Origin of the sequence: Streptomyces sp. NPDC001507, assembly GCF_042894765.1 — a bacterium.
Classification (GTDB): Bacteria; Actinomycetota; Actinomycetes; order Streptomycetales; family Streptomycetaceae; genus Streptomyces.
The window spans coordinates 9,538-32,115 of sequence record NZ_JBIAVV010000005.1; the positions used below are offsets into that span (position 1 = coordinate 9,538).

General features: G+C 70.5%; 18 protein-coding genes. 12 read left to right on the top strand and 6 right to left on the bottom strand.

All coding sequences use genetic code 11. The annotated features are described in order from the left end of the window. Positions 1–160: 160 nt before the first annotated feature. The 5 genes from ACFY0K_RS17255 to ACFY0K_RS17275 form a co-directional block, all read right to left on the bottom strand. Complete coding sequence (locus ACFY0K_RS17255) at positions 161–1,081, bottom strand: class I SAM-dependent methyltransferase (protein WP_390640546.1); 921 nt, start codon at positions 1,079–1,081, stop codon at positions 161–163. 144 nt (positions 1,082–1,225) lie between these two features. Beyond that, positions 1,226–2,335 carry an acyltransferase family protein gene (locus ACFY0K_RS17260; RefSeq protein WP_390640547.1) on the bottom strand — a complete coding sequence of 370 codons (1,110 nt, stop codon included), beginning with the start codon at positions 2,333–2,335 and terminating at the stop codon, positions 1,226–1,228. Between the two features lie 201 nt (positions 2,336–2,536). Beyond that, a complete protein-coding gene (locus ACFY0K_RS17265; protein WP_390640548.1) occupies positions 2,537–5,224 on the bottom strand; it encodes a glycosyltransferase family 4 protein in 2,688 nt (895 codons plus the stop codon). Between the two features lie 305 nt (positions 5,225–5,529). Beyond that, the gene (locus tag ACFY0K_RS17270; RefSeq protein WP_390640549.1) at positions 5,530–6,864 is read right to left on the bottom strand and encodes an alpha-2,8-polysialyltransferase family protein; all 1,335 of its coding nucleotides are present in this window, start codon (positions 6,862–6,864) and stop codon (positions 5,530–5,532) included. Then, positions 6,861–7,838 (bottom strand): glycosyltransferase family 2 protein, encoded by a 978-nt coding sequence (locus ACFY0K_RS17275; protein ID WP_390640550.1) that lies wholly within the window; start codon positions 7,836–7,838, stop codon positions 6,861–6,863. The genes ACFY0K_RS17270 and ACFY0K_RS17275 overlap by 4 nt, the downstream gene beginning before the upstream one ends. Positions 7,839–8,036: 198 nt before the next feature. Here ACFY0K_RS17275 and ACFY0K_RS17280 point away from each other — a divergent pair, with 198 nt between their 5' ends. The 9 genes from ACFY0K_RS17280 (at position 8,037) to ACFY0K_RS17320 (ending at position 17,565) form a co-directional block, all read left to right on the top strand. Then, a complete protein-coding gene (locus ACFY0K_RS17280; RefSeq protein ID WP_390640551.1) occupies positions 8,037–9,359 on the top strand; it encodes a DUF6716 putative glycosyltransferase in 1,323 nt (440 codons plus the stop codon). A gap of 56 nt (positions 9,360–9,415) precedes the next feature. After that, positions 9,416–10,666 (top strand): cytidylyltransferase domain-containing protein, encoded by a 1,251-nt coding sequence (locus tag ACFY0K_RS17285; protein WP_390640552.1) that lies wholly within the window; start codon positions 9,416–9,418, stop codon positions 10,664–10,666. Positions 10,667–10,681: 15 nt separating this feature from the next. Beyond that, positions 10,682–11,617, top strand: a complete 936-nt coding sequence (locus tag ACFY0K_RS17290; protein ID WP_382718802.1) for an N-acetylneuraminate synthase family protein — start codon at positions 10,682–10,684, stop codon at positions 11,615–11,617. Positions 11,618–11,655: 38 nt separating this feature from the next. After that, on the top strand, positions 11,656–12,795 hold the full coding sequence (locus ACFY0K_RS17295; protein WP_390640553.1) for a hypothetical protein: 1,140 nt from the start codon (positions 11,656–11,658) through the stop codon (positions 12,793–12,795). A 78-nt stretch (positions 12,796–12,873) separates the two neighbouring features. Beyond that, a complete protein-coding gene (locus tag ACFY0K_RS17300; RefSeq protein WP_390640554.1) occupies positions 12,874–13,278 on the top strand; it encodes an IclR family transcriptional regulator C-terminal domain-containing protein in 405 nt (134 codons plus the stop codon). Between the two features lie 101 nt (positions 13,279–13,379). Then, entirely contained in the window at positions 13,380–13,886 is a 507-nt protein-coding gene (locus ACFY0K_RS17305) for a carboxymuconolactone decarboxylase family protein (protein ID WP_390640555.1), read from the top strand. Positions 13,887–14,039: 153 nt separating this feature from the next. Continuing rightward, positions 14,040–15,173, top strand: a complete 1,134-nt coding sequence (locus ACFY0K_RS17310; RefSeq protein WP_390640556.1) for an SPFH domain-containing protein — start codon at positions 14,040–14,042, stop codon at positions 15,171–15,173. Between the two features lie 15 nt (positions 15,174–15,188). Then, entirely contained in the window at positions 15,189–16,271 is a 1,083-nt protein-coding gene (locus tag ACFY0K_RS17315; RefSeq protein WP_390640557.1) for a hypothetical protein, read from the top strand. Between the two features lie 205 nt (positions 16,272–16,476). Then, positions 16,477–17,565, top strand: a complete 1,089-nt coding sequence (locus tag ACFY0K_RS17320) for a glutamate--cysteine ligase (protein ID WP_390640558.1) — start codon at positions 16,477–16,479, stop codon at positions 17,563–17,565. A 25-nt stretch (positions 17,566–17,590) separates the two neighbouring features. On the opposite strand, the gene ACFY0K_RS17325 is transcribed toward ACFY0K_RS17320, so the two are convergent. Continuing rightward, the gene (locus ACFY0K_RS17325) at positions 17,591–18,247 is read right to left on the bottom strand and encodes a class I SAM-dependent DNA methyltransferase (RefSeq protein WP_390640559.1); all 657 of its coding nucleotides are present in this window, start codon (positions 18,245–18,247) and stop codon (positions 17,591–17,593) included. Positions 18,248–18,507: 260 nt separating this feature from the next. Here ACFY0K_RS17325 and ACFY0K_RS17330 point away from each other — a divergent pair, with 260 nt between their 5' ends. The 3 genes from ACFY0K_RS17330 (at position 18,508) to ACFY0K_RS17340 (ending at position 22,396) form a co-directional block, all read left to right on the top strand. Beyond that, positions 18,508–19,725 carry a M20 family metallopeptidase gene (locus ACFY0K_RS17330; RefSeq protein ID WP_390640560.1) on the top strand — a complete coding sequence of 406 codons (1,218 nt, stop codon included), beginning with the start codon at positions 18,508–18,510 and terminating at the stop codon, positions 19,723–19,725. Positions 19,726–20,070: 345 nt separating this feature from the next. Next, a complete protein-coding gene (locus ACFY0K_RS17335) occupies positions 20,071–21,102 on the top strand; it encodes a BMP family protein (RefSeq protein WP_390640561.1) in 1,032 nt (343 codons plus the stop codon). Between the two features lie 244 nt (positions 21,103–21,346). Continuing rightward, positions 21,347–22,396, top strand: coding sequence for a BMP family protein (locus ACFY0K_RS17340; protein ID WP_390640562.1), 1,050 nt, complete (start codon positions 21,347–21,349; stop codon positions 22,394–22,396). Positions 22,397–22,578: the final 182 nt, after the last annotated feature.

Sequence of the window (22,578 nt, forward strand, 5' to 3'; positions counted from 1 at the left end):
CGGGGGCTGTTCGGGCAGGAGCGCGGGGGCCCGGCCGACCCCCCCCCCCCCCCCCAACACCCCCCCCCCCCCCGCCCCGCGCCCGCGGGCGCCCCCCCCCCCCCCCCCCGGCCCCCGGTCCGGAAGGCCGGAATCCTCGCCGTTCAGGGCGAGGAGCAGGTCAATGCATCGCCTTCCGGATGGCCCGGGTGAGCACCGGTGGCAGGAGGTCCCGGGCGACACGCCGCACCCTGCTGGGCCGGCGGCGCGGAGCGGCGGGGGCGGCCGGCGGGGCCGGGGCCGGGGGCGCGGGCGCGGGCTCCGGTTCCTCCGGGACGTCCGCGTACCGCGACGGCGGGAACTCCGGTGCCCGCATCCCCTTGGACTTCAGCCGGACGATCCGGTGCCCCGCCGCCGTCTGGGTGCTCAGGTGGCAGTCGGTCCGCTGCTTGATCATCTCCATCAGCGCCTCCTGCACCGGCTCGGGGTCGCCCCACGTGCCGTACAGCTTCTGGGTGCTGAGGCAGATCGGGTTCAGTCCGCCGTTGAGGACGGCCTCCCAGGCCGCTATGGAGACACCGGGCGTGTGCTCGGAGCGGAAGTCGTCGAGGACCACGATGCCGTCGGGCACGAGCAGTTCGCGCGCCGCCTTTATGTCACCGTGCACGTGCTCGTACAGGTGCGAGGCGTCGACATGTACGAACCGGCAGGAGCCGGGCGCGACCTCGGTGGGGACCACGGAGCTGGGGCCCTGCAGTACGCGGGGGAGCTCCTCGTGGAAGGCGAGGTAGTTCTGCTCGAAGATGCTTCGGGTGAGTTTGCTGTAGGACTTCGTCGACTCGGCCCGGTTCGCGTCGTCCGGGGCGTCGCCCTCGAAGAGGTCGCAGACCGTGTACGTCTCGCCGGCCCGCAGGTGCCGGGCCGTGAAGATCGCGCTCTTTCCCATGTAGGTCCCGACCTCGAGGAGGTCGCCGCGCGTTCCGGCCTCCTCCTGGCGGCGCAGGAACCATTCGAAGAGCACCTGGTCGAGCACCGGGAACCAGCCGGGGACGTCGTCGAGACGGCGGGGCGGTCGGGTCGTTTCCTGGGTGGTTATCGCCATGCGGAGAAGGCACTCCCTCGGTACACGGAACGGCGGTCTGTGGAATCCCTGCGGAAAACCTGTGCACAGGCAAGGTTCCAAGGTGCCTGCCCGCCATGCCGATCCGAAACCCAAGCAGAGATGAACGGCGGGCCAACATCAGCGTCAGGCGTTCTTCAGGGCCCGCTTCAGGCGCGGTCCGAGCGGAGTCTCCACGAACCGGTGGATGAGCCAGGCGAGCCCCAGCATCGCGAGGACCGTCACCGCCAGCGTCGGCCACGGCGGCAGCCCCCACGCCCGGTGCAGGACCCGGATCACGAACCAGCCCAGGTGCTCGTGGATCAGGTAGAAGGGATACGTCAGCGCCCCGGCGGTGGTCAGCCAGGGCCAGGCCGCCCAGCGCGTCCAGCCCGCCGCCACCGCGGCGACGGCGGCGAAGGCGAGGGTGACGAGGAGCATCACGACGTACGGGTCACGGGGCGAGCCCGCGTGCCACAGGCCCTGCGTCGCCGTGCGCATGCCGAGGATCCAGGAGAGCGCCACGATCCCCCAGGGCAGCAACCCGTTGCCGAAGCGATGGACGAGGTAGAGGGCCAGGCCGCCGACGAAGTACGGCGCGTACGCGGGCATCACGACCAGCTCGGCCCAGGCGCCTCCGGTCGCGGTGGACAGGACGGCGGCCATGGTCCACACCGAGCAGAACAGCACCACCCTGCGGTAGGTGACGCCCGGCAGGACCACCAGGAGCGCGAACAGGGCGTAGAAGCGCACCTCGACCCAGAGGGTCCAGCAGACGCCGAGCACGCGGGGCACCCCCAGCGGCTGTTGCAGCATGGTCAGGTTGACCAGGAACTCGTCGAGCCGCACCGGGTGCACCACCGCGGGCAGTGCCACGGACGCGACGGTGATCAGCGCGAGCGCGACCCAGTACGCGGGGTAGAGGCGGGCGACGCGGGAGCGGAAGAAGTCGCCGAGGGAGCGGCCCCAACTGCTCATGCAGATCACGAAGCCGCTGATGACGAAGAAGAACTGGACGCCGAGGCAGCCGTAGACGGCCGCCCTGGACAGGGTCGGGAAGACGTGGTCCGGGTTCTGGTGCCAGGAGGCGGAGACGACGCCGCCGCGGCCTGCGTAGTGGTAGAGGCAGACCATCAGCGCGGCGGCGAGCCGTAGTCCGTCGAGGGCGAGCAGGCGGGGGCGGGGCCGTCCGGGTGGGGCCGGGACGGCCGTGATCCGCGCAGGCGGCGACGGCAGTGGGGGAGATGCGAGTGGCATGGTCCGGGACGCCTACCCGGGGACAGGCCTTTAATCATCCGATCGGCTCGGACATCGCCGGTAAGAAGGAGGTGCACGGCCGTCACCTGGGTGAATCACCGGAATGCCACAGGCGGCGACGCCGACAATTCATATGACGGTATTTATTTGTTCGTTCGCCGGCCATGCGATCGGCCGGCGAACGACGGGTCGTGCGCGGGCTCAGTCGGACTTCAGCAGCCGGGCCGAGCGGTTGGCCAGCTCGATACGGATCGACTCCTTGCGGGCCAGCTGCCGTATCGCCCTGCCCCGGGCGCCGAGGTCCCCGGCCACGCGGGAGATCTCCGACCACACCCGGCCCCGGTCGCCGCCCGCGATGGCCGCGGCGGACAGCAGCCGGAGCGCCCCGTCGGTCTCGCCGCGCGAGGCCCGTATCTCGGCCATGCCGATGAGCACGTCCACCGGCTGCCTGCGGCGCAGGATCTCCCAGCCCACGCGCAGCGCCTCGTCCTGCCGGCCTGCCGTGAAGTGCCGGGCGAAGTCCTCGTTCAGGTACTTGGCGTGCCGGGAGAGCACCGCGGAGAACGGGCCCTCGGCGTACGCCGTCTCACCGTCCGGCTCCTGCCCCTCGGGGACGTCGGCCGCGACGGCGGCGGGCAGGGCGCGTGCGACGCCTTCGGGGCCCGCCAGGTTCAGCGCGGTCGTCATCCGGGCGGTGAAGGCGGAGATGTCGAACAGCTCCTCGACGTCCTGGTACTCGTCCTCCGCCACCTCCTCCGCGAGCACCTGCCGCAGCGCGTCCAGGGCCGCCGCGGGCGTGTACTCGGCGAAGGACCGGTAGCCGGGCACCCCCTCCAGCACCTCGCGGGAGCCCACCCGGTGGTAGGTGACCGTACGCAGCCGCTGCTGCACCGCCTCCACCACCGAGAGCGGCATCGGGTCGTCCATGCTGGACAGGAAGAACACGTCCGAGGCGGCGAGTTCCTCGCGCACCCGGTCGCGGGAGAGCGCTCCCATCCACTCGACGCGGTCGGACAGCAGCGTCGAGGAACTGATCCGCCAGGTCTTGTGGCCGATCCACGCGAACTCCCACGGCAGGCCCTGCGTGTAGGCGAGTTCCGCGACCCGCGAGAACAGGTCGAGGCCCTTGCGGTCCTGCATCGAGCCGACCATCACGATCCGCGGCCGCTCACCGGGCGTCCGCCGGGCCAGGGTGCGGTGGGTGTCCTGCGGGACGGTGTTGTAGACGACGACCGGGTCGCTCACGCCGAGCTGCCGGAACATGTCGGCCTGCGCGGTGGAGACGCACAGCACCTTGACCTTGGGCAGCACCTTGACCATCTCGGCGTGCCGCAGCGCGTGCTGCTCGCCCTCGAAGTTCATGACGTACTCGGTCTCGTGCGCGTACACCACCACGGAGCGGCCCAGGGCGACCAGCGCCTCCGTCAGCTCGTTGGCCAGCGGTGAACGCCAGAAGGGGGCGAGGCTGTTGATCAGGACGACCTCGGTGTCCGCCAGGTCGGCCAGCACGTCCTCGGTACGCGTGTAGACGCCGAGGTCGAAGTAGCGGATGTCGACCGGGTTCTGGGCGAGCAGCGCCTGGGTGTAGGTGAGCACGGGGATCGCCACACCGGTGACGTAGGAGAACCCGAGGCCCAGCACGGCCAGCGAGCGCGGCCGGTTGAGCCGCTCCTCGACGGCGCGCAGGGCGCGGTCCGCACGCGAGCCCTTGGCCGCCTCCTCGACGGGTGCGGGCCGGCGGGGCACGGGCCGCGCGGCCGGGACCTCGGCCTCCTCGATACGGCGCAGCACGCGGGAGGGGACGTCGTCGTGGAAGGTGATGAAGTGCTCGACGGGCTCACCGTGCGCGTTGGGCGTGAACTTGCCCGCGCGCTGCAGTTCGGCGGTGACGTCCACGAGCTCGCCGACCGTGCCGACGTTGCGCAGCAGGGGGTGGTTGATCGTCGGGAAGACGATGTTCAGCGCGGGCGGGCTGAACAGGATCAGCGGCGTGCCGGCCCGCAGCGTCTGCAGGTAGGTGGTGGAGAAGAAGGTGATCGCGAGGTCGTAGCCGTCGAGGGACTCGGCGTCCAGGAGCGCGCTCTCGTCGAGCACGGTCACGTCCGGCAGGGTCTGCAGCCAGTCGAGGTGGCCGCGGAGCGTGGAGGGGTGCGGCTTGATCTCCACCTCGCCGAAGCCGGTGAGCGCCTCGCACAGCTCGGTGAGCTGCTCCCGGTGGTCCTTCCTGGAGAGCTTGCGCTGGTCGCTGAGCGGCTGGTCGAGGACGACGATGCGCAGCGGCTCGCCGGAGCCCTTGGTGTGCCGGTGGGTGGTGGAGCGGGCCGCGCGCAGCAGCTGCGGGTCGTCGCTGTGGCCGAGCGCGCCGGTGATGTGGACGGGCACGCTGCTGTCCGGGGAGCGGAACATCAGGTGGTGGGCGGTCGCCGGGCCCCACACGCAGACGGCGGCGGGGGAGGAGGAGCCGTAGTACCAGTTCTGGTCGCGCAGGCCCGGGTCGGTGCGCTTGAAGTGGAAGTCCAGGTGCCCGTCCTGTACGAGGACCAGCGGCAGCGTGTCGCGCAGCTCGCCGGCCACCCGGCGGCCGCGCTGCGACTGGTCGTTGAAGAACACCAGGCGGTCGACGCGCTCCTGCTCGGAGTATGCGCGGATGCGGTGGCCGACCTCCTCCAGGAACTCGTCACCGCTGATCGGCTCCTCGACCTGGAACAGATTGTGCACCTTGAGGTCGTCGAAGCGGGCCGCCGCCTCCTGCTCGATCCATCCGGCGACATCGCCGTCCCGGTCTGCCGTGACCAAGTGGAAGGAGTGCGCCTCGGCTCCCGGCGCCTTCATGATCTCCGAGGCGAGACCGACGCCGTTGCGGTTCTCGACAAACACAGCGATACGCATGGACGCAATCAATCTGCAGTGGGGCGGTCACGTTTTTACCGTGATCACACCCGAATCTTCATGTGAGTGAATGAAATACGACCTCGTTCGGCCAGGGGTCGAACCGTTTGGGAACCTTGGGTGAACTCTGGGAGACATCGGGTTGTGCGGCAGGGCAAAAGCGAGGGGCGGGCAAGTAAGAAGCCCCCCGTTCTCACAGGGTTTTCATACCTTGTGAAAACGGGGGGCTGGGGGAATCGACAGTTTCGTCACAGGTTGTGGGCGCGTGACGGCGCCTCTTTCCGGGTGCTCCGCGGCACCGCCTGTCAGCGCTTGACGGCCTTCTGCAGCGCCCGGGCGCGGCGGACCACCCGCCGGGCGGTGGAGTTGCGGGGGATGAAGGCGAGCCGCCCGGGGATACCGCCGGGCAGACCGAGGGAGGTCAGCCGCTTGCGCTTGAAGTACCGCTTGGCAGTACCGCTCTCGTGCTTGCTGAGATAGCGTTCGGTCTCGGCGCGCAGCTGTGGGTAGATCTTCGGCTGCATGGCGAAGCTCACCGCGCGGATGAGCTCGCCGAGCGCCGCCACGGTCATCCGCGGGCGCTGTTCCTCGACGGCCTTGCGGTCCGTGAGCTCGGGCACCAGTGCGTCGACGACGGTGACCGGGACGCGGTTGCTGTTCTCGTACGGCGTGAGCCTGTCGAGGAGTGTGTCGGTGCCGACGCGGGCGGTCGGCAGGCCGTACAGCGCGGACGCGGTGAGCAGTGCGGTGGAGAAGCAGCCGACGACCAGCGCGGGACGCATCCGCTGGTAGAGCACTTCGGCCAGGGCCGTGGTGTCCAGGACGGTGAGGTCGACCTCGAGCTTCTCGGCCTCCTGCTCCAGGGTGCGGGCGAACCGGGCCGGGGCGGAGGGGTGCGGCTTGAAGACGACCTTGGTGTGGCCGAGTTCGACGGCGCCCTTCAACATCCGGACGTGCAGGTTCTCCTCCTGCTCCGGGGTGAGGATGTCGAGCGCGGAGAGGTACTGGCCGAGCAGCAGGGCCGGTTCCTCGATCTCGGGCAACCCGTCTCCGCTGGGGGCGAGTTCGGCCAGTACCTTGGTGAACGCCGCGGTCGGCACGACCTCGCCGTCGACGCCGAACTCGGTGAGCAGTATCGGCTTCAGGCCGGGCACCAGGTCGAGGTGGAGGACCCGGTCGACGCGGGTGCCGACCAGCGGGTCGATCTTGTTGCGGGTCGGGCCGTAGCTCATCAGGCCGTCGGCGTAGACCGTGACCGGGGCGCCGTTGAAGATCTGGGTGAGGCTGAGCGAGGGGTTGACCTGGATCGACTCGACGGCGAACTCGACGTCGTCGTCGCCCAGCTGCCACTCGTGGCGCAGGAAGCGTTCCCACAGGGGCATGTCCTCCACCCGGGGGGCCCAGCCGCCCGGGTGGAACGGGAAGATCGTCTCGTTGTACGAGATCACGTCGTCGAAGCGGTCGCGCAGCCGCTCGAAGCCCGGCGCCTCGTCCAGGCCCGGGGTGGTCTCGGGGGTCGCCGCGTTGTTGCAGACCAGCAGGATGCGCCGGTCGGCCGGGCGGAAGGCGCCGGAGTCCAGGGCGGCGGCGAGGGTGGCCGTGCCGTAGAGGGTGGACGCCTGGAAGATCTGGGTGGTCACGCGGCGGCTCCCGCGGGGGCGGGACGGCGGCGCAGCCGGCGCAGCTTGGTGGCGCGCTGGAGGTCCATGGAGTCCAGGGCCTCGTCCAGCACGTCCTGCGGCATCCGCCGCAGTGCGGCCGCACTCATGGATTTCAGCTTCTTCGCCACCGCGGGCTCGAACCTTTCGATGGATCCCAGGTGATGGGAAATGATGGCGCAATACGTGCGGACGGCCTTCGGCAGGAGTTCCTTCGCGTCGGCGTCCTGCGCCGTTTCCTCGATCACCTGGTCGAACGCGCGAATGAAATCGAGCTGACGGACGTCGCCGATCTGTGTGAGTGAAGAGGCTACGCCACGCCGGTAGAAGACGCCGAGCAGGTTCACCGCCGCGAAGGACCCGGCCTCCCGGTGCAGCTTCCAGATCCACGGCCGGTCCTCGGCCGTGCGCAGCCCGTCCGTGAAATGCACGAGCCCCTTGTCCACCAGACGGCGGTGGTAGACGCCCGCCCACGCGTAGGCGTAGTCGACGGAGGTGGACCGGTCGGCGGGCAGGATGGCGTCCCGCGGGTTCAGCACGACGTTGCGGCGGCCGACCGGCACCCGGTGCACGATCCGGGCGCGCCCCGTGCACTGCACGTGGTCGGTGCGGACGAAGTCGCAGCCCAGCGACTCGACCGCCTCGACCAGCTGGGGGTAGTAGCCGGGCGCCAGCCAGTCGTCGCCGTCCAGGAAGGTCACGTACTCGCCGCGCGCTTTGTCGATGCCGGTGTTGCGCGCGGTGGCCAGCCCTCCGTTCAGCTCGTGTCTGACATGGACCGCGCCGGGGAGCTCGCGCTCGGCCCGCGCGAGAATCTCCGGTGTCCCGTCGGTCGAGCAGTCGTCGACGAGAATGAATTCGAAGTCCTCACGCGCGTTCGCACGCAGGCTCCTCAGGGTGTCGGGGGCGTATTGCTGCACGTTGTAGAACGGCACGATGACGGAGAGCTTGACCACGTGAAGGACGTTAGGCGGGCGCCCGTCATCCGTCTTGACTGTCTCCTTGAATCCAGGTGAACGACGCGTGGCGAAGCTGTGAACCAGGCAATTTTGAGGGCTTATCCCGAGCTGATTCCCCATCCGGAGACGTGTTGTTAACCTTTTGTTGGATTCGGGTTCGGGAGTTCCTCGGAATGGCTTCCTAGCGTCTTCGGTGTGCCAGCAAGTGCAACGAAGTCCCTGCGGGTGGCCGTCCTGGCGGATTCCGACACCCGGTGGAAGTGGGGGGCGCTCACCGCGAAGCGCCTGATTCCCAACGAAACCGACAATTCGGACGTCCGGCTCGACGGCTACCTTCTGCGCGGCCGTGCCACCCCGACCGCCCGCCAGCTCCAGGAGGTCGGCGTCCACGCGGACTCGCTCCGCGAGGTCACGGCCGTCGAGTTCCTGAGAGAGATGGACCAGGAGTCGTACGACATCCTCGTCCTCTCCCTCGTCGGCGGCGGCACGCAGGCCATGCTGCACGGGCTGCGCAGCGCCTGGGCCGGCCGGGAGAAGCGGCCCGTCGTCGTCACCGGCTATGTCGGCGTCGTCTACGAGAAGCTCGCCGACGGTCTGCTGCTGCGGCACGGCGCGGACCTCGTCCTCGCCAACTCCCGCCAGGACGCCGACCGGTTCCGGGCGGTGTACGACGGGGTCGGCGCCGACTCCTCGTCGGTGACCGAGGTCGCGCTGCCCTTCCTCGGCGGAGAGCCGTACGAAGGGGAACACGACCCGTACACCGTGGTGTTCGCCGCCCAGCCCTCGGTCCCGGACAGCCGCAAGGACCGGACCTACCTGCTCAACCGGCTGATCGAGCACGCCCGCAGGCACCCCGAGCGGGAGGTGCTGCTCAAGCTGCGCTCCAAGCCCGGCGAGCACACCACCCACATCGAGGAACTGCCGTACCAGAAGCTGGTCCAGGGCAGGGACGTGCCCGCCAACTTCCGGCTGGTCTACGGCCACATGGGCGACGTACTCGATCGCACCGACCTGCTCGTCACGATGAGCTCGACGGCCGCCCTGGAGTCCCTGCACCGCCGGATCCCCACCGTGGTCCTCACCGATCTCGGCATCCGCGAGGCGCTCGGCAACCACCACTTCGTCGGCTCCGGCTGCCTCGCCTCCTGGGACCAGCTCGACGCCGGACACCGCCCGGTGCCCGACGCCGAGTGGGTCTCACGGCAGGGCGTCGCGGCCGACGGCAGCTACGCCACCGCCTTCGACGCGGCCCGCGAACGCATCGCGAAGCTGCTGGCACGGCCGGGCGGGCTGCCGCCGCTGAACCCGTACTACACACCCGAGACCGCCTCCGGTTACCTGCCCGGCATCCTGGCCCGCCACCACCTCGGCCCCGACGGCGTCCCGCTCCCGGGCGCGCCCGCCGCCGACAAGGCCCCGGGCCCCGTCCGCCAGATCGTGCGCCGGGCCGCACGCGGCGCCTACCGCCACGGCGTCCAGCGGGTGGCCCCCGTGATCCGACGAATGGGAGAGCTGTGAGCGACCGGATCCCGCGTCAAGGAGCCCCGCTCCAAGCGTCCGAAGGAACTGAGCCGATGTCCCACCCCGAAGGGGCCGTAGTGCCCCGCGTCCTCGCCGTGATCCCCGCCCGGGGCGGCTCGAAGGGCGTCCCCGCCAAGAACCTCGCCCCGGTCGGCGGCGTCCCGCTGGTCGCCCGCGCGGTCCGCGAGTGCGTCGCCTCCCGACTGGTCACCGACGTGGTCGTCTCCACCGACGACCAGGCCATCGCCGCCGCCGCCCGCTCGGCCGGCGCCGAGGTCGTGCTGCGCCCGGCCGCCATCGCCGGCGACACCGCCACCTCCGAGGCCGCCGTCCTGCACGCCATGGACGCCCATGAGGCGCTGCACGGCGCCAGGGTCGACGTCGTGCTGCTCGTGCAGTGCACCAGCCCCTTCATCGTCCGCGAGGACATCGACGGGGTGGCCGGCGCGATCGTCGACAACGGCGCCGACACCGCCCTGACCGTGGCCCCCTTCCACGGCTTCGTCTGGCGCGACGAGGTGCACGCCCCGGTGCCGGTGGGCGCCGACGGGGCCGCCGCCAGCGGTGGCTTCGGCGTCAACCACGACAAGTCGTTCCGCCCGCGCCGCCAGGACCGCCCCCAGGACTTCCTGGAGACCGGCGCCGCCTACGCGATGCGCGCCGACGGCTTCCGCGAGCACCAGCACCGCTTCTTCGGCCACACCGAACTGGTGCGGACCGACCCCGCGCGCGTCCTGGAGATCGACGACCCGCACGAGCTGGCCCGCGCCCGCGCCCTGGCCCCGCTCTTCGACGCGGACCGCCCCGGCGCGCTGCCGACCGCCGACGACGTCGACGCGGTCGTACTGGACTTCGACGGCACCCAGACCGACGACCGGGTGCTGATCGACGCCGATGGAAAGGAGTTCGTCTCCGTGCACCGCGGCGACGGACTCGGCATCGCCGCCCTGCGCAAGAGCGGGCTCAAGATGCTGGTCCTCTCCACGGAGCAGAACCCGGTCGTCGCCGCCCGGGCCCGGAAGCTACAGATTCCGGTCCTGCACGGCATCGACCGCAAGGACCTCGCGCTCAAGCAGTGGTGCGAGGAGCAGGGCATCGCTCCCGAGCGCGTGCTCTACGTCGGAAACGACGTCAATGACCTCCCGTGCTTCGCCGTAGCCGGCTGGCCCGTGGCGGTCGCGAGCGCCCACGACGTCGTACGCGGCGCCGCACGCGCGGTCACCACCCTCCCCGGCGGTGACGGCGCGATCCGAGAGATCGCCAGCTGGATCCTCGGCCCCTCTCTCGATTCCCTCCCGAAGTAAGGACACCCCACAGTCATGAGCAACTCCCGCCTGCGCCAGTTCGGTTCCCGTGAGGTCGGCCCCGGCAAGCCCGTCTACATCTGCGGCGAGATCGGCATCAACCACAACGGTGAGCTGGAGAACGCCTTCAAGCTGATCGACGTCGCCGCCGAGGCCGGCTGTGACGCCGTCAAGTTCCAGAAGCGCACCCCGGAGATCTGCACCCCGCGCGACCAGTGGGACATCGAGCGCGACACCCCCTGGGGCCGCATGACCTACATCGACTACCGCCACCGCGTGGAGTTCGGTGAGGACGAGTACCGCCAGATCGACGAGTACTGCAAGAGCAAGAACATCGACTGGTTCGCCTCCCCGTGGGACACCGAGGCCGTCGCCTTCCTGGAGAAGTTCGACGTCCCCGCCCACAAGGTCGCCTCCGCCTCCCTCACGGACGACGAGCTGCTGAAGGCGCTGCGCGCCACCGGCCGCGCGATCATCCTCTCCACGGGCATGTCGACCCCGAAGCAGATCCGCCACGCGGTCGAGGTCCTCGGCTCCGAGAACATCCTCATGTGCCACGCCACCTCCACCTACCCGGCGAAGGCCGAGGAGCTGAACCTCCGCGTGATCAACACGCTGGAGAAGGAGTACCCGAACGTGCCGATCGGCTACTCCGGCCACGAGACGGGCCTGCAGACCACCCTCGCCGCGGTCGCGCTCGGCGCCACCTTCGTCGAGCGTCACATCACCCTCGACCGCGCCATGTGGGGCTCCGACCAGGCCGCCTCCGTGGAGCCGCAGGGCCTCACGCGTCTGGTCCGCGACATCCGCATCATCTCCGAGTCCCTCGGCGACGGCGTCAAGAAGGTCTACGACTCCGAGCTCGGCCCGATGAAGAAGCTGCGCCGCATCACCGGCGTCGTCGCCGAGGCGGAGATCGCCGCGGCCGCCGGCGAGCCGGTCCAGGTCTGACACCTCTGCTGTTACGACGACGGGACGGTCGTACGTCGATGAGCCCCCGCGCCGGGAACGCCGGCCCCCCCACACTCGCGTTCGTCGAGAGTCCGGTGCAGCTGCTGAACGTGCTGGAGTGGGCGCATGTCCACGCCCTGCGCGGGGCGGCGGACCCCGTGCCGGCCGTACCAGGACAGGTACGGCGCCCGGCAACCGGCATATCTGCACCCGGCGCGGAGCTCACGATCGTCGTCCTGTCCCCGACGGACCCCATGACCCGGGGCCAGCTGCGCCGTATGGCGGACCTGGCCCGGGACGAGGGATACCGGGTCCGCTGGGAGGAGGCACGGGGCGGTACCGCCGCCCCCTTCCAGACGATCGGCGGCCTGGCGGGCTCCCTCCGCCGGGCCGACCGCATCGTGATGGGAGACCCGTTCTCCCGCTACGTACAACTGCTCCTGACCATCACCCGCGCCCGTGACCTGGTCGTGGTCGACGACGGCACGGCCACGATGGAGTTCGTCGCCCAGCTGGCGCGCGGCGAACGCCTGGTCCGCTGGCACCGCAAGGGCGGCCGTCCCGGCGCCCGGGACCTGCTCTTCGCGCCGGTCTCCTCCTCCGCCCGCCGCCGCCTCACCCCGAGCGCCCGCCGCCGGGTGGAGGTCTTCTCCTCCATGCCGGTGACGGAGACACCGGCCGGCGTGACGGTCACCGCGAACGACTTCGGCTGGACCCGCGCCCGCTTCGGCCCGCCGCGCATCACCAAGGGCGCCGACATGGTCGGCACCTCCCTGGTGGAGACGGGCGTCGTGGACGGCGACCGCTACCTGGAGGCCGTCCAGACCCTGGCCAAGACGCACGGCGCGACCCGCTACTTCGCGCACCGCCGCGAGAGCACCGAGAAACTTCACCGGCTGGCGGCCGAGACGGGCCTGGAGATAGTCCGCCCGGACCTCCCCCTGGAACTGATCGCCCGCCGCGGCCCCATCGGCCGTACGATCCTGAGCTTCCCCTCGACGGTCGTGCACACCCTCCCGCTGGCCCTGGCAGGCACCGGCGTCCGCGTGGCCGTCTGCGACATCGACCCGGCGTGGCTGACGGAGAACGCCTCCCCGCGGGCGCAGGGGTTCCTGTCGGGCGTCACGGGCACGGCGAAGGACGTGCACCGGCTGGCGGCGGTCGCGGGGCCGGCCTGAGCGGGTCCGTCGAAGTCTGCTGCGGTTCGGCAGCGCCCCGTAGGGGCGCGGGGCTGTCTCCATATGCGGCTCCGCCGCGTGGGCGCGACCAGCCACGACGGCGCCGCACTGGCCGGACGGCACATCGCGGCATTTCCAGCGGAGCGCCCGGCTCGGAACGAGGCAAGGCGCTGTTCGCCGAACTGCCCCCCGAAGCGGTACGGATGCGCTACCCGCGGGGTCTCAGCCGCCTCACCGACCACACCCTCCCCGACCTCGGCCCTCCTGGCCGACCTGGCCGTCTGCCAGGCTCGGAGATACGCCCTCAACTTCGACGAGGGCGTCACCGAGGTGCACCCGATCGGCATGCCGGTCCGGGACTCCGCCGGACTGTGCGTGGCCGCCATCACCGTCTCGGCGCCGGGCACCCGGCTCGGCCACGCCGGCATCGAGGGACTCCTCCCGCCGCTGCGCAAGGCCCGGCCGGCATCGCCGCCGACCTGAACCGAGACCCGCGGCGACTGTCCCTGCGCCGGTCACATTTCCGCGCCCCGCTCCGTCGGTGCAGTGACAGCGACACGACAGCGCGCACTGAGGAGACAGCGATGGAAGCACGTTCGATCACGGCAGAGGTTCCGATGACCCCGCGGATGTCCGAGGACCCCGCGCAGCTCGTCCCCGAGCTGGCGGACGTGTCGGCGGCACTGTTCCGGGTCACCGGCAACGGCTCGGTGCCGCGGCCCACGATCAGCCTGGTCCAGCTCCGGGCCGGTCAGATCGTCGGCAGCACGTACCTGACCGTCCTGCACACCGGGTTCCTGCGCAAGGCCGGCGAGTCGGAGGAGCGGATCACGTCGGTGGCGTCGTGGCAGGACTCGCCGTACTTCACGGCGGCGGAGCGGGCGGCGCTGGCCCTGACGGAGGCCGTGCTGACGCCTCCGGCGCACGGCGAACGGGTCCCCGACGACCTCTACGCCCGGGCGGCCGAGGTGTACGAACCGAAGGCCCTCGCCACCCTGATGTTCGTGATCGGCCAGGTCAACTTCTTCGTCCCGGTCGCCCTGATCGCCAAGCCGGCACCGGGGCGGGCGTTCAACGCACCGTGGAAGTGAGGCGGTGGAAGTGAGGCGGTAACCGGGCAGGCCTCTCAGGAGCTGCGGGCGGGTTGGGGGCATGCGCCCGCCCGTAGCCCTGCTGACCGTATTGGGCATACTGTCGGCTGATCGTTTGGTTGCCGCGCGGACTGGGGGGTTGCTGTGGGGCTGATGGACCGCATCCGCGGTGAGTTCATCGACATCATCGAGTGGACCGACGACGGCCGGGACACCATCGTGTGGCGCTTTCCGCGCTACGGCAACGAGATCAAGATGGGTGCCCGGCTCGTGGTGCGCGAGTCGCAGGTGGCCGTCTTCGTCAACGAGGGCCGGCTGGCCGACGTCTACCAGCCCGGCACGTACACCCTCTCGACCCAGAACATGCCGGTCCTGTCCACCCTGAAGGGCTGGAAGCACGGCTTCGAGTCGCCGTTCAAGGCGGAGGTCTACTTCGTCACCACCCGGCAGTTCACCGACTTCAAGTGGGGCACCCAGAACCCGGTGATCCTGCGGGACGCCGAGTTCGGCATGGTCCGGGTCCGTGCCTTCGGCACCTTCGCCGCCCAGGTGGTGGACGCCGCCGCGCTGCTGCGCGAACTCGTCGGCACCGACCCGCAGTTCCGCACCGAGGAGGTCGGCGAGCACCTGCGCCGGCTGATCGTCTCCAAGCTGGGCTCCGCGCTCGGCGCCTCCGGCGTGCCGCTGCTCGACCTCGCCGCCCGGCAGGACGGCATCGGGCAGCAGCTGGCCAAGGCACTGACCCTGGAGCTGTCCGCCACCGGCATCGCCATCCCCCGGTTCTACATCGAGAACATCAGCGTCCCGCCGGAAGTAGAGGCGGCGATCGACACCCGCTCCCGGATGGCGATCACCGGCAACCTCGACGACTACGCCAAGCTCCAGGCGGCCGACGCGATCCCGCTCGCCGCCGCCAACCCCGGCACCGGCGGCGACGCCCTCGGTCTTGGTGTGGGCATGGCGCTGGGCCAGCGGATCGTGCAGAGCACGTCCGGTGCGGCCGCTGCCGCGGTCCCGCCGCAGCCGGTCCCCGCCCCCGCCGCTCCCGCCCCCTCCGACGTCCCGCCGCCGCTGCCCGCCGCGCCCCGCTGGTTCATCGCGGTCGGCGGACAGCAGCAGGGCCCGTACGACGAGGGCGCGCTGGCCGGGCAGGTGGCGGCCGGCAACCTGACCCGGACCACGCTGGTCTGGCGCAGTGGGCAGGCCGCCTGGCAGCCCGCGGACCAGGTCCCGGAGCTCGCCTCGCTGCTCGCCGACGTCCCGCCGCCGCTGCCTCCGCAGGGCTGAGATCGGAGAAGTGAGTTGACGGACCAGGACGTCGTGCCGGCGCCCGACCGGTCGTTCCGGTGCGAGGCGTGCGGCGGGGTCAGCGAGTACGCGCCCGGGACCTACGCGCTGCGCTGCCCGTACTGCAGGCACGAGCAGGACATCACGCCGGTACCGCGGCAGGTGACCGAGCATCCGATCGAGGAGCTGGCCGCGCTGCCCCGACGGGCCGTCGCGCCCGGCCGGACGAAGGTGTACACCTGCCCCGGCTGCCACGCGGTCACCGAGAGCGACACGCTCAGCGACAAGTGCCAGTTCTGCGCCACCCCGCTGGTCTCCGACGCCTCCGGCACCGAACGCGTGGTGCCCGAGGCGGTCCTGCCCTTCGGAGTGGACCGGGACCAGGCCCGTGCGGCGCTGGCGAAGTGGACCACGTCCCGCTGGTTCGCGCCCGACGAACTGAAGAAGGTCACCGAGGCGGAGACCTTCCGCGGCAGCTATCTGCCGCACTGGACGTACGACGCGCAGACCACCACCCACTACACCGGCGAACGCGGCGAGCACTACTGGGTGGAGGAGGAGGACTCCGAGGGCAACACCCGGCGGGTGCGGCACACCCGGTGGCACCACACGTCCGGGACGGTCGGCCGGTTCTTCGACGACGTACTGGTGCCCGGCAGCGGCCAGGTGCCGGTGAAGGAACTGGACAAGCTGACCCCCTGGCCGCTGGAGGAGACGGTTCCCTACCAGGAGGAGTACCTGGCGGGCTTCCGCACCGTCCGGTACGACGTCGAGCCGGAGGCCGGCCTGGAGTCGGCCAAGGCGCGGATGGCACCGGTGATCCGCGCCGACTGCGAGCGGGACATCGGCGGCGACGAACAGCGGGTGCACACGGTCTCCACCGCCTACGGCGGCCTCACCTACAAGCTGGTGCTGCTGCCGGTCTGGTTCCTGACCTACATCCACGCCGGCAAGGCATGGCCGGTGATGGTCAACGCCCGCACCGGCGAGGTCATCGGCGAACGGCCGTACAGCGCACTGAAGATCACCCTGGCATCGGTGGGCGCCGCGCTCCTGATCGCCCTGGTGGTCCTGCTCGTGGTGCTGCTGCGCACCTAGGCCCGGTTCGGGGAGCGGGGCACGTACGTGTGGGGTGAGCCGGGGGTGGCGTGACGGCGGCGATCCAGTGGTCGGCCGGGGCCCGCGGTCGGCGGGGGCGGAGGACGTGCGGCGCGCAGTGGCAGGTGTCCGGTGGGCGCGGCTGGGAAGTCGGTGGGTGCAGCGTGCCGCGTACGGGCGCGGCACGGATGGAGGGCAGGTGTGCGTGCGTACCGTCGGAGTGGAGGAAGAGCTTCTGCTCGTCGACCCGGCGTCGGGTGAGCCCAGGGCGTCGGCCGCGGCCGTGCTGGCGCGGGCCTCGCTGGTGGATCCGGGGCAGGACGTGTTCGAGAAGGAGCTCTACGGGCAGATGCTGGAGTTCGCCACCCATCCGCAGGCGGACATGGCGGAGCTGGGGGAGGAGATCGTCCGGTGCCGCAAGGAGGCCGCCCGGCTGGCCGGGGAGCTGGGGTGTGCCGTCGTCGCGCTCGCCTCCTCGCCGCTGCCCGTCAGCCCCTCCATCAGTGTGAACCCGCGGTACCAGTGGCTGGCCGAGCAGTACGGCATCGCCACCAGGGAGCAGCTGGTGTGCGGATGCCACGTGCATGTTGCCGTGGAGTCCGACGAGGAGGGGGTGGCGGTCCTCGACCGCATACGGCCGTGGCTGCCGGTGCTCAACGCGATCAGCGGGAACTCGCCCTTCTGGCAGGGCAACGACACCGGCTACGCCAGTTACCGCAGCCGGGTGTGGTCGCGCTGGCCGTCCGCCGGTCCGGTGGAGCTCTTCCGCTCCCCCGAGCGCTACCACCGCCTGGTGGCGGACATGGTGGCCACCGGCGTCATCCTGGACGAGGGGATGGTCTACTTCGACGCCCGGCTGGCCCAGCGCTATCCGACCGTGGAGATCCGGGTCGCCGACGTCTGCCTGCGCGCCGGGACCGCCGTGCTCGTGGCCACCCTCGCCCGCGCGCTGGTGGAGACGGCCGCGCGGGAGTGGCGGGCCGGGCGGGAGCCCGTCGACCACGGGGTGGGGCTGCAGCGGCTGGCCGGCTGGCGGGCCGCACGGTCCGGGCTCGGCGGCGAACTGCTCGATCCCGGCACCATGCGGCCCCGCGCGGCCGCCGACGTACTGGAGTCACTGCTCGCGCACGCGCGGGACGCCCTCGACGGCAGCGGTGACCTGGCGGCCGTGGAGGAGGGCGTGGAGCGGCTGCTGCGGTGCGGCAGCGGCGCCGACGAGCAGCGGGAGCTGCTGGCGGGCTCCGGGAGCCTGAGAGACGTCGTCACGGGCTGCGTGCAGCGCACCCAGGAGTGACGCCCGCACGTCGGGCGGTGCCCGTTCAGCCCGGCTTGCGGGCCAGGACGAAGGCCCGGGGCCGCTTCTCCGACCCCACCGGCTCCCGGATCAGCGTCGCCGCCACGTCCAGGCCCGCCTTGGCGAGCATGTCGCCCACCGCGTACGCGGGGCGCCAGTGGTAGCGCAGGTCGATCTCGTGGCCGAAGCGTTCGGTGAGGTGGAGGCCGGGCGTCTCGCCCTTCTGGAACGACAGCAGGACGTGACCGCCGGGGACCAGGACGCGGTGGAAGCCTGCGAAGGTCGCCGGGAGGTGGTCGTCGGGGATGTGGATGATCGAGTAGAGGGCGAGGATGCCGCCGAGGGTCTCGTCGGGCAGGTCCAGGGAGGTCATGGAGCCACGGTGGAAGCGCACGGCGGGGTGGGCCTCGCGGGCCAGGGTGACCATGGCGGGCGAGAGGTCGATGCCGAAGGTCTGGACACCGAGGTCGTTCAGGTGGGCCGTGATGTGGCCGGGACCGCTGCCCAGGTCGGCCACGGGGGCGGTGCCGTTCGCCTTCACCAGCGCGGCGAAGGCGGCGATCATGGACATGTCTACAGGCAGGTCCGGGATGCCGGGAAAGGCGGCGGAGTAGTCCTTGGCGATCGTGTCGTAGGACGTACGGGTGGTCTGTATGAAGTCGGTCGTCTCCGGGTCCGTCACGGTCGCGCACGCTACCGGGCAGGCGGGGCCCGTGTGGCGAAGTCACGGTTGCGGCCCGGTCCCGTTTCGGTGGGTGGACAGGACGGGCGTGATCGTCGCCAGGCGTGGTATCCGTGGAAGAGGAAACATACGTGTTACCCAGCCACGTCCGAGGTCATGCGTCCGCGGTCAGATTTTCTTCCCCTAACGGGCTGAACTTTTGTTGATCTCGGGTCAGTTGACCCTTCGGGCGTCCTACCCTTCAGAGGGTGAACCAATTGATGTCCCTAGAGACCGAGGCCGACCTTCCCGGGGCTGTGCTCCCCGGCGTGCTCAGCGAGGAACTGCACGCCGAACTCGTCGCCTTCCGCCGCGACCTGCACATGCACCCGGAGCTAGGAAACCAGGAGTTCCGCACCACGGCCGCCATCAAGGAACGGCTGGAGAAGGCCGGCCTGCGGCCGCGCGTCCTCCCGGCGGGGACCGGACTCATCTGTGACATCGGGACGGTCGGGGACGGGCTTCCGGTGCTCGCCCTGCGGGCCGACATCGACGCCCTGCCCATCCCGGACATGAAGACCGAGTGCTCGTACCGGTCCACCGTGCCGGACCGGGCGCACGCCTGCGGGCATGACGTGCATACGACAGTGGTGCTGGGCGCCGGACTGGTTCTCGCCGAGCTGCACGCGAAGGGGCAGCTGCCGCGGCCGGTGCGGCTGCTCTTCCAGCCCGCCGAGGAGGTGCTGCCCGGCGGTGCCGCCGACGCCATCGAGGCCGGGGTGCTGGACGGAGTGGGGCGGATCATCGCCGTGCACTGCGACCCCCGCCTTGACGCGGGCCGGGTCGGGCTCAGGGCCGGCGCCATCACCAGCGCCTGCGACCGGGTCGAGGTCGCGCTGGACGGCCCCGGCGGGCACACCGCGCGGCCGCATCTGACGACCGACCTGGTCACCGCCGCCGCCCGGGTGGCCGTCGACGTGCCGGCCCTCATCGGGCGGCGCGTGGACAGCCGGAGCGGGCTCGCCGTGACCTGGGGCCGGATCGAGTGCGGGCACGCGCCCAACGTGATCCCGCAGCACGCCGAGCTGTCCGGGACCGTGCGCTGCCTGGACCTGGCGGCCTGGCGGACCGCGCCGGACGTCGTGCACGCGGCGATCGACGAGGTCGCCACCATGCACCGCGCCAAGTCCGAGATCAACTACGTGCGCGGGGTGCCGCCGGTCGTCAACGACCCGGTGATCACCGAACTGCTGCGGGACGCGATGACCGCCCGGCGCGGTACCGACTCCATCGAGACCACCGAGCAGAGCCTCGGCGGCGAGGACTTCTCCTGGTACCTGGAGCACGTGCCGGGCGCCTTGGCGCGGCTCGGGGTGCGCACGCCGGGCGAGCGGACCGTGCGCGACCTGCACCAGGGCGACTTCGACGCCGACGAGCGGGCCATCACCGTCGGGGTGGAGCTGTTCACGGCCGCCGCCCTGATCGACGCGACCATGTAGTCGTACCGACGGCGATCGTATGAGACGGCGGGAGAAACGGTCAGCTTCCCCGCAAGTCACGCAAGTCCCCCAGGGGGCGAGAGGGTGCCCGTTCGGTACCCCTTCGCCCCCTTGTGTCACCCCGTCGTAACCGGCGGCCGCCGCTTGTAACCCGGAGTCGGCACGGTTCGATAACGGCCCGGAGAAACCCCGTTCCCCTCCCCTTCTACGCGCGTTACTGTGCGCCGAAATCGCCACCGAGGGTGGACGGTTGGGGAAGCGGGCCGGTGACGGTGCCGTGGGGACGAAGGGGTGCTTGCTGTGCGTCATATCTCGGGTCGGAGGACTCGGTTCTCCCAAGCTGCGGTGACCGTTGCCGTCATCGCCCTCGCGGCCGCCGGGTGCGGCAAGTCCAGCTCGGACAGCGGTGCGACCAGCACCAACTCGTCCGGCAAGTACAACGGCAAGGGCATAGGCCTCGCCTACGACATCGGCGGCAAGGGCGACCAGTCCTTCAACGACGCCGCCTACGCCGGCTTCCAGAAGGCCGAGAAGGACTTCGGCATCAGCGGCCGGGACGTCGAGCCCGCCGACAACGAGACCGACGCTGACAAGGTGCAGCGGCTCGACGAGCTGGCCAAGGCCGGGTACAACCCAATCATCGGTGTCGGTTTCGTGTACGCGCCCGCGGTCAAGGAGATCGCGGCCAAGTACCCCAAGATCACTTTTGGCATCATCGACGACAACGAAGTGACGGCCAAGAACGTCGTCGACATGGTCTTCGCCGCGGAGCAGTCGTCCTACCTCGCGGGTGTGGCCGCGGCGTCCGCCACCAAGAAGGACCACATAGGCTTCATCGGCGGCGTCGACGTACCGCTCATCCACACCTTCGAGGCGGGCTTCGACCAGGGTGCCAAGTCGGTCAACCCGAAGATCAAGATCGAGTCGCAGTATCTGACCCAGACGCCTGCGGAGGGCGGCTTCTCCAGCCCCGACAAGGGCAAGGCCGCGGCGCAGGGGCAGATCGATGCGGGTGCCGACGTCATTTACCACGCGGCGGGCCTCTCCGGGCAGGGCGTGATCCAGGCCGCCGCCACCGCCAAGGTCTGGGCGATCGGCGTCGACTCCGACCAGTACGCCCAGAGCGCGCTCGCCAAGTACAAGGACTACATCCTCGGCTCGGCGCTGAAGAACGTCGGCGGCGCCGTGTACGACCTGGTGAAGTCGGTCTACGAGGGCAAGCCGGAGAGCGGCGTCGTCGAGGGCACCCTCAAGACCGGCGGCGTCGGCTTCGCGGACACCAACCCGAAGTACAAGGCCATGACCAAGGTCGTCGCGGCCGTCGACAAGGCCAAGCAGGACATCATCGACGGCAAGGTCACCGTCAACACGAAGTAATGCGACATATACAAGTCGCCGGGTGAGCGGCCGTACCTATGGGTACGGCCGCCAGCGCGTCGTTGCAGTCCGTGCGCCCCTTGCCTCCTGCAAGGGGCGCACTGCTGTCCGTAGCCTTGGTGGTGACTGTGGCCACAGCTAGATAACGGACCGGACATTGGGGGTTTTCCGTCTGGTCTACGCGCGTTACGCTGCCGCGGAACCAGCGCCTGGTTTGGGCGCTTGCACGAAGGAGTCTCGTTCCATGCGCCGGGTGTCCCGAATCGCCGTTGCGGGCGTTGCAACCGCAGCCCTTGCCGTCACCGTTTCCGCGTGCGGCAGCTCGTCCAGCTCGTCCACCGGCAAGGCCGGCGCGTCCAAGGGCGTCGGTCTCGCGTACGACGTCGGCGGCAAGGGCGACCAGTCCTTCAACGACGCCGCGTACGCCGGCTTCCAGAAGGCCAACCAGGAGTTCGGCGTCACCGGCCGGGACATCGAGCCGCAGGACGGCGAGTCGGACGCGGACAAGGTCCAGCGTCTGGAGACCCTGGCCAAGTCGGGCTACAACCCGGTGATAGGCGTCGGCTTCGCCTACGCGCCCGCCGTCAAGGAAGCCGCCGCCAAGTTCCCGAAGGTCACCTTCGGCATCATCGACGACAACCAGGACCAGGCGAGCAACGTCGCGGACATGGTCTTCCACGAGGAGCAGTCCTCGTACCTGGCCGGTGTCACCGCCGCGCTGACCACCAAGTCGAACACCGTCGGCTTCATCGGCGGCGTGGACGTCCCGCTGATCCACAAGTTCGAGGCGGGCTTCGAGCAGGGTGTCAAGGACACCAAGAAGAACGTCACGGTCAAGGCCCAGTACCTGACTCAGACCCCTCAGGAGGGCGGCTTCTCCAGCCCCGACAAGGGCGAGGCCGCCGCCGAGGGCCAGATCAGCGCCGGTGCCGACGTCGTCTACGCGGCCGCCGGTCTCTCCGGCCAGGGCGTCATCAAGGCCGCCGCCACGCACAAGGTGTGGGCGATCGGCGTCGACTCCGACCAGTACAACCAGGCCGCGCTGTCGAAGTACAAGAGCTACATCCTGACCTCGGCCCTCAAGAACGTCGAGGGCGCGGTGTACGACCTGGCCAAGTCGGTCGTCAAGGACAAGAAGCCGTTGTCCGGCGACGTTCGCGGCTCCCTGAACAACGGTGGCGTCGGCCTGGCCGACTCCAACCCGGTCTTCAAGAACAACGCCGCCCTGCAGGCCGCGCTCAAGAAGGCCGAGGCCGGCATCAAGGACGGTTCGATCACGGTCAAGACCTCCTGACCCGGCGGTCATGACCCTGTCGTAGGCATGGTCAAAGAGACGCTGTAATGGCAGCGTTACGGCCACGGAACGGGGTGCGGGAAGGATGTTCTTCCCGCGCCCCCTGCCATGATCCGGGGACCCGGACGGGGCCCTGGCGCGGATCCGAGAGTTCGGTCAGGAAGCTCGGGTACGGGTCCGGT

Coding starts and splice junctions, on each gene's coding strand:
- ACFY0K_RS17255 (WP_390640546.1), bottom strand. CDS start 1,081: ATGGCGATAACCACCCAGGAAACGACCCGACCGCCCCGCCGTCTCGAC.
- ACFY0K_RS17260 (WP_390640547.1), bottom strand. CDS start 2,335: ATGCCACTCGCATCTCCCCCACTGCCGTCGCCGCCTGCGCGGATCACG.
- ACFY0K_RS17265 (WP_390640548.1), bottom strand. CDS start 5,224: ATGCGTATCGCTGTGTTTGTCGAGAACCGCAACGGCGTCGGTCTCGCC.
- ACFY0K_RS17285 (WP_390640552.1), top strand. CDS start 9,416: ATGTCCCACCCCGAAGGGGCCGTAGTGCCCCGCGTCCTCGCCGTGATC.
- ACFY0K_RS17290 (WP_382718802.1), top strand. CDS start 10,682: ATGAGCAACTCCCGCCTGCGCCAGTTCGGTTCCCGTGAGGTCGGCCCC.
- ACFY0K_RS17295 (WP_390640553.1), top strand. CDS start 11,656: ATGAGCCCCCGCGCCGGGAACGCCGGCCCCCCCACACTCGCGTTCGTC.
- ACFY0K_RS17305 (WP_390640555.1), top strand. CDS start 13,380: ATGGAAGCACGTTCGATCACGGCAGAGGTTCCGATGACCCCGCGGATG.
- ACFY0K_RS17310 (WP_390640556.1), top strand. CDS start 14,040: ATGGACCGCATCCGCGGTGAGTTCATCGACATCATCGAGTGGACCGAC.
- ACFY0K_RS17330 (WP_390640560.1), top strand. CDS start 18,508: ATGTCCCTAGAGACCGAGGCCGACCTTCCCGGGGCTGTGCTCCCCGGC.
- ACFY0K_RS17340 (WP_390640562.1), top strand. CDS start 21,347: ATGCGCCGGGTGTCCCGAATCGCCGTTGCGGGCGTTGCAACCGCAGCC.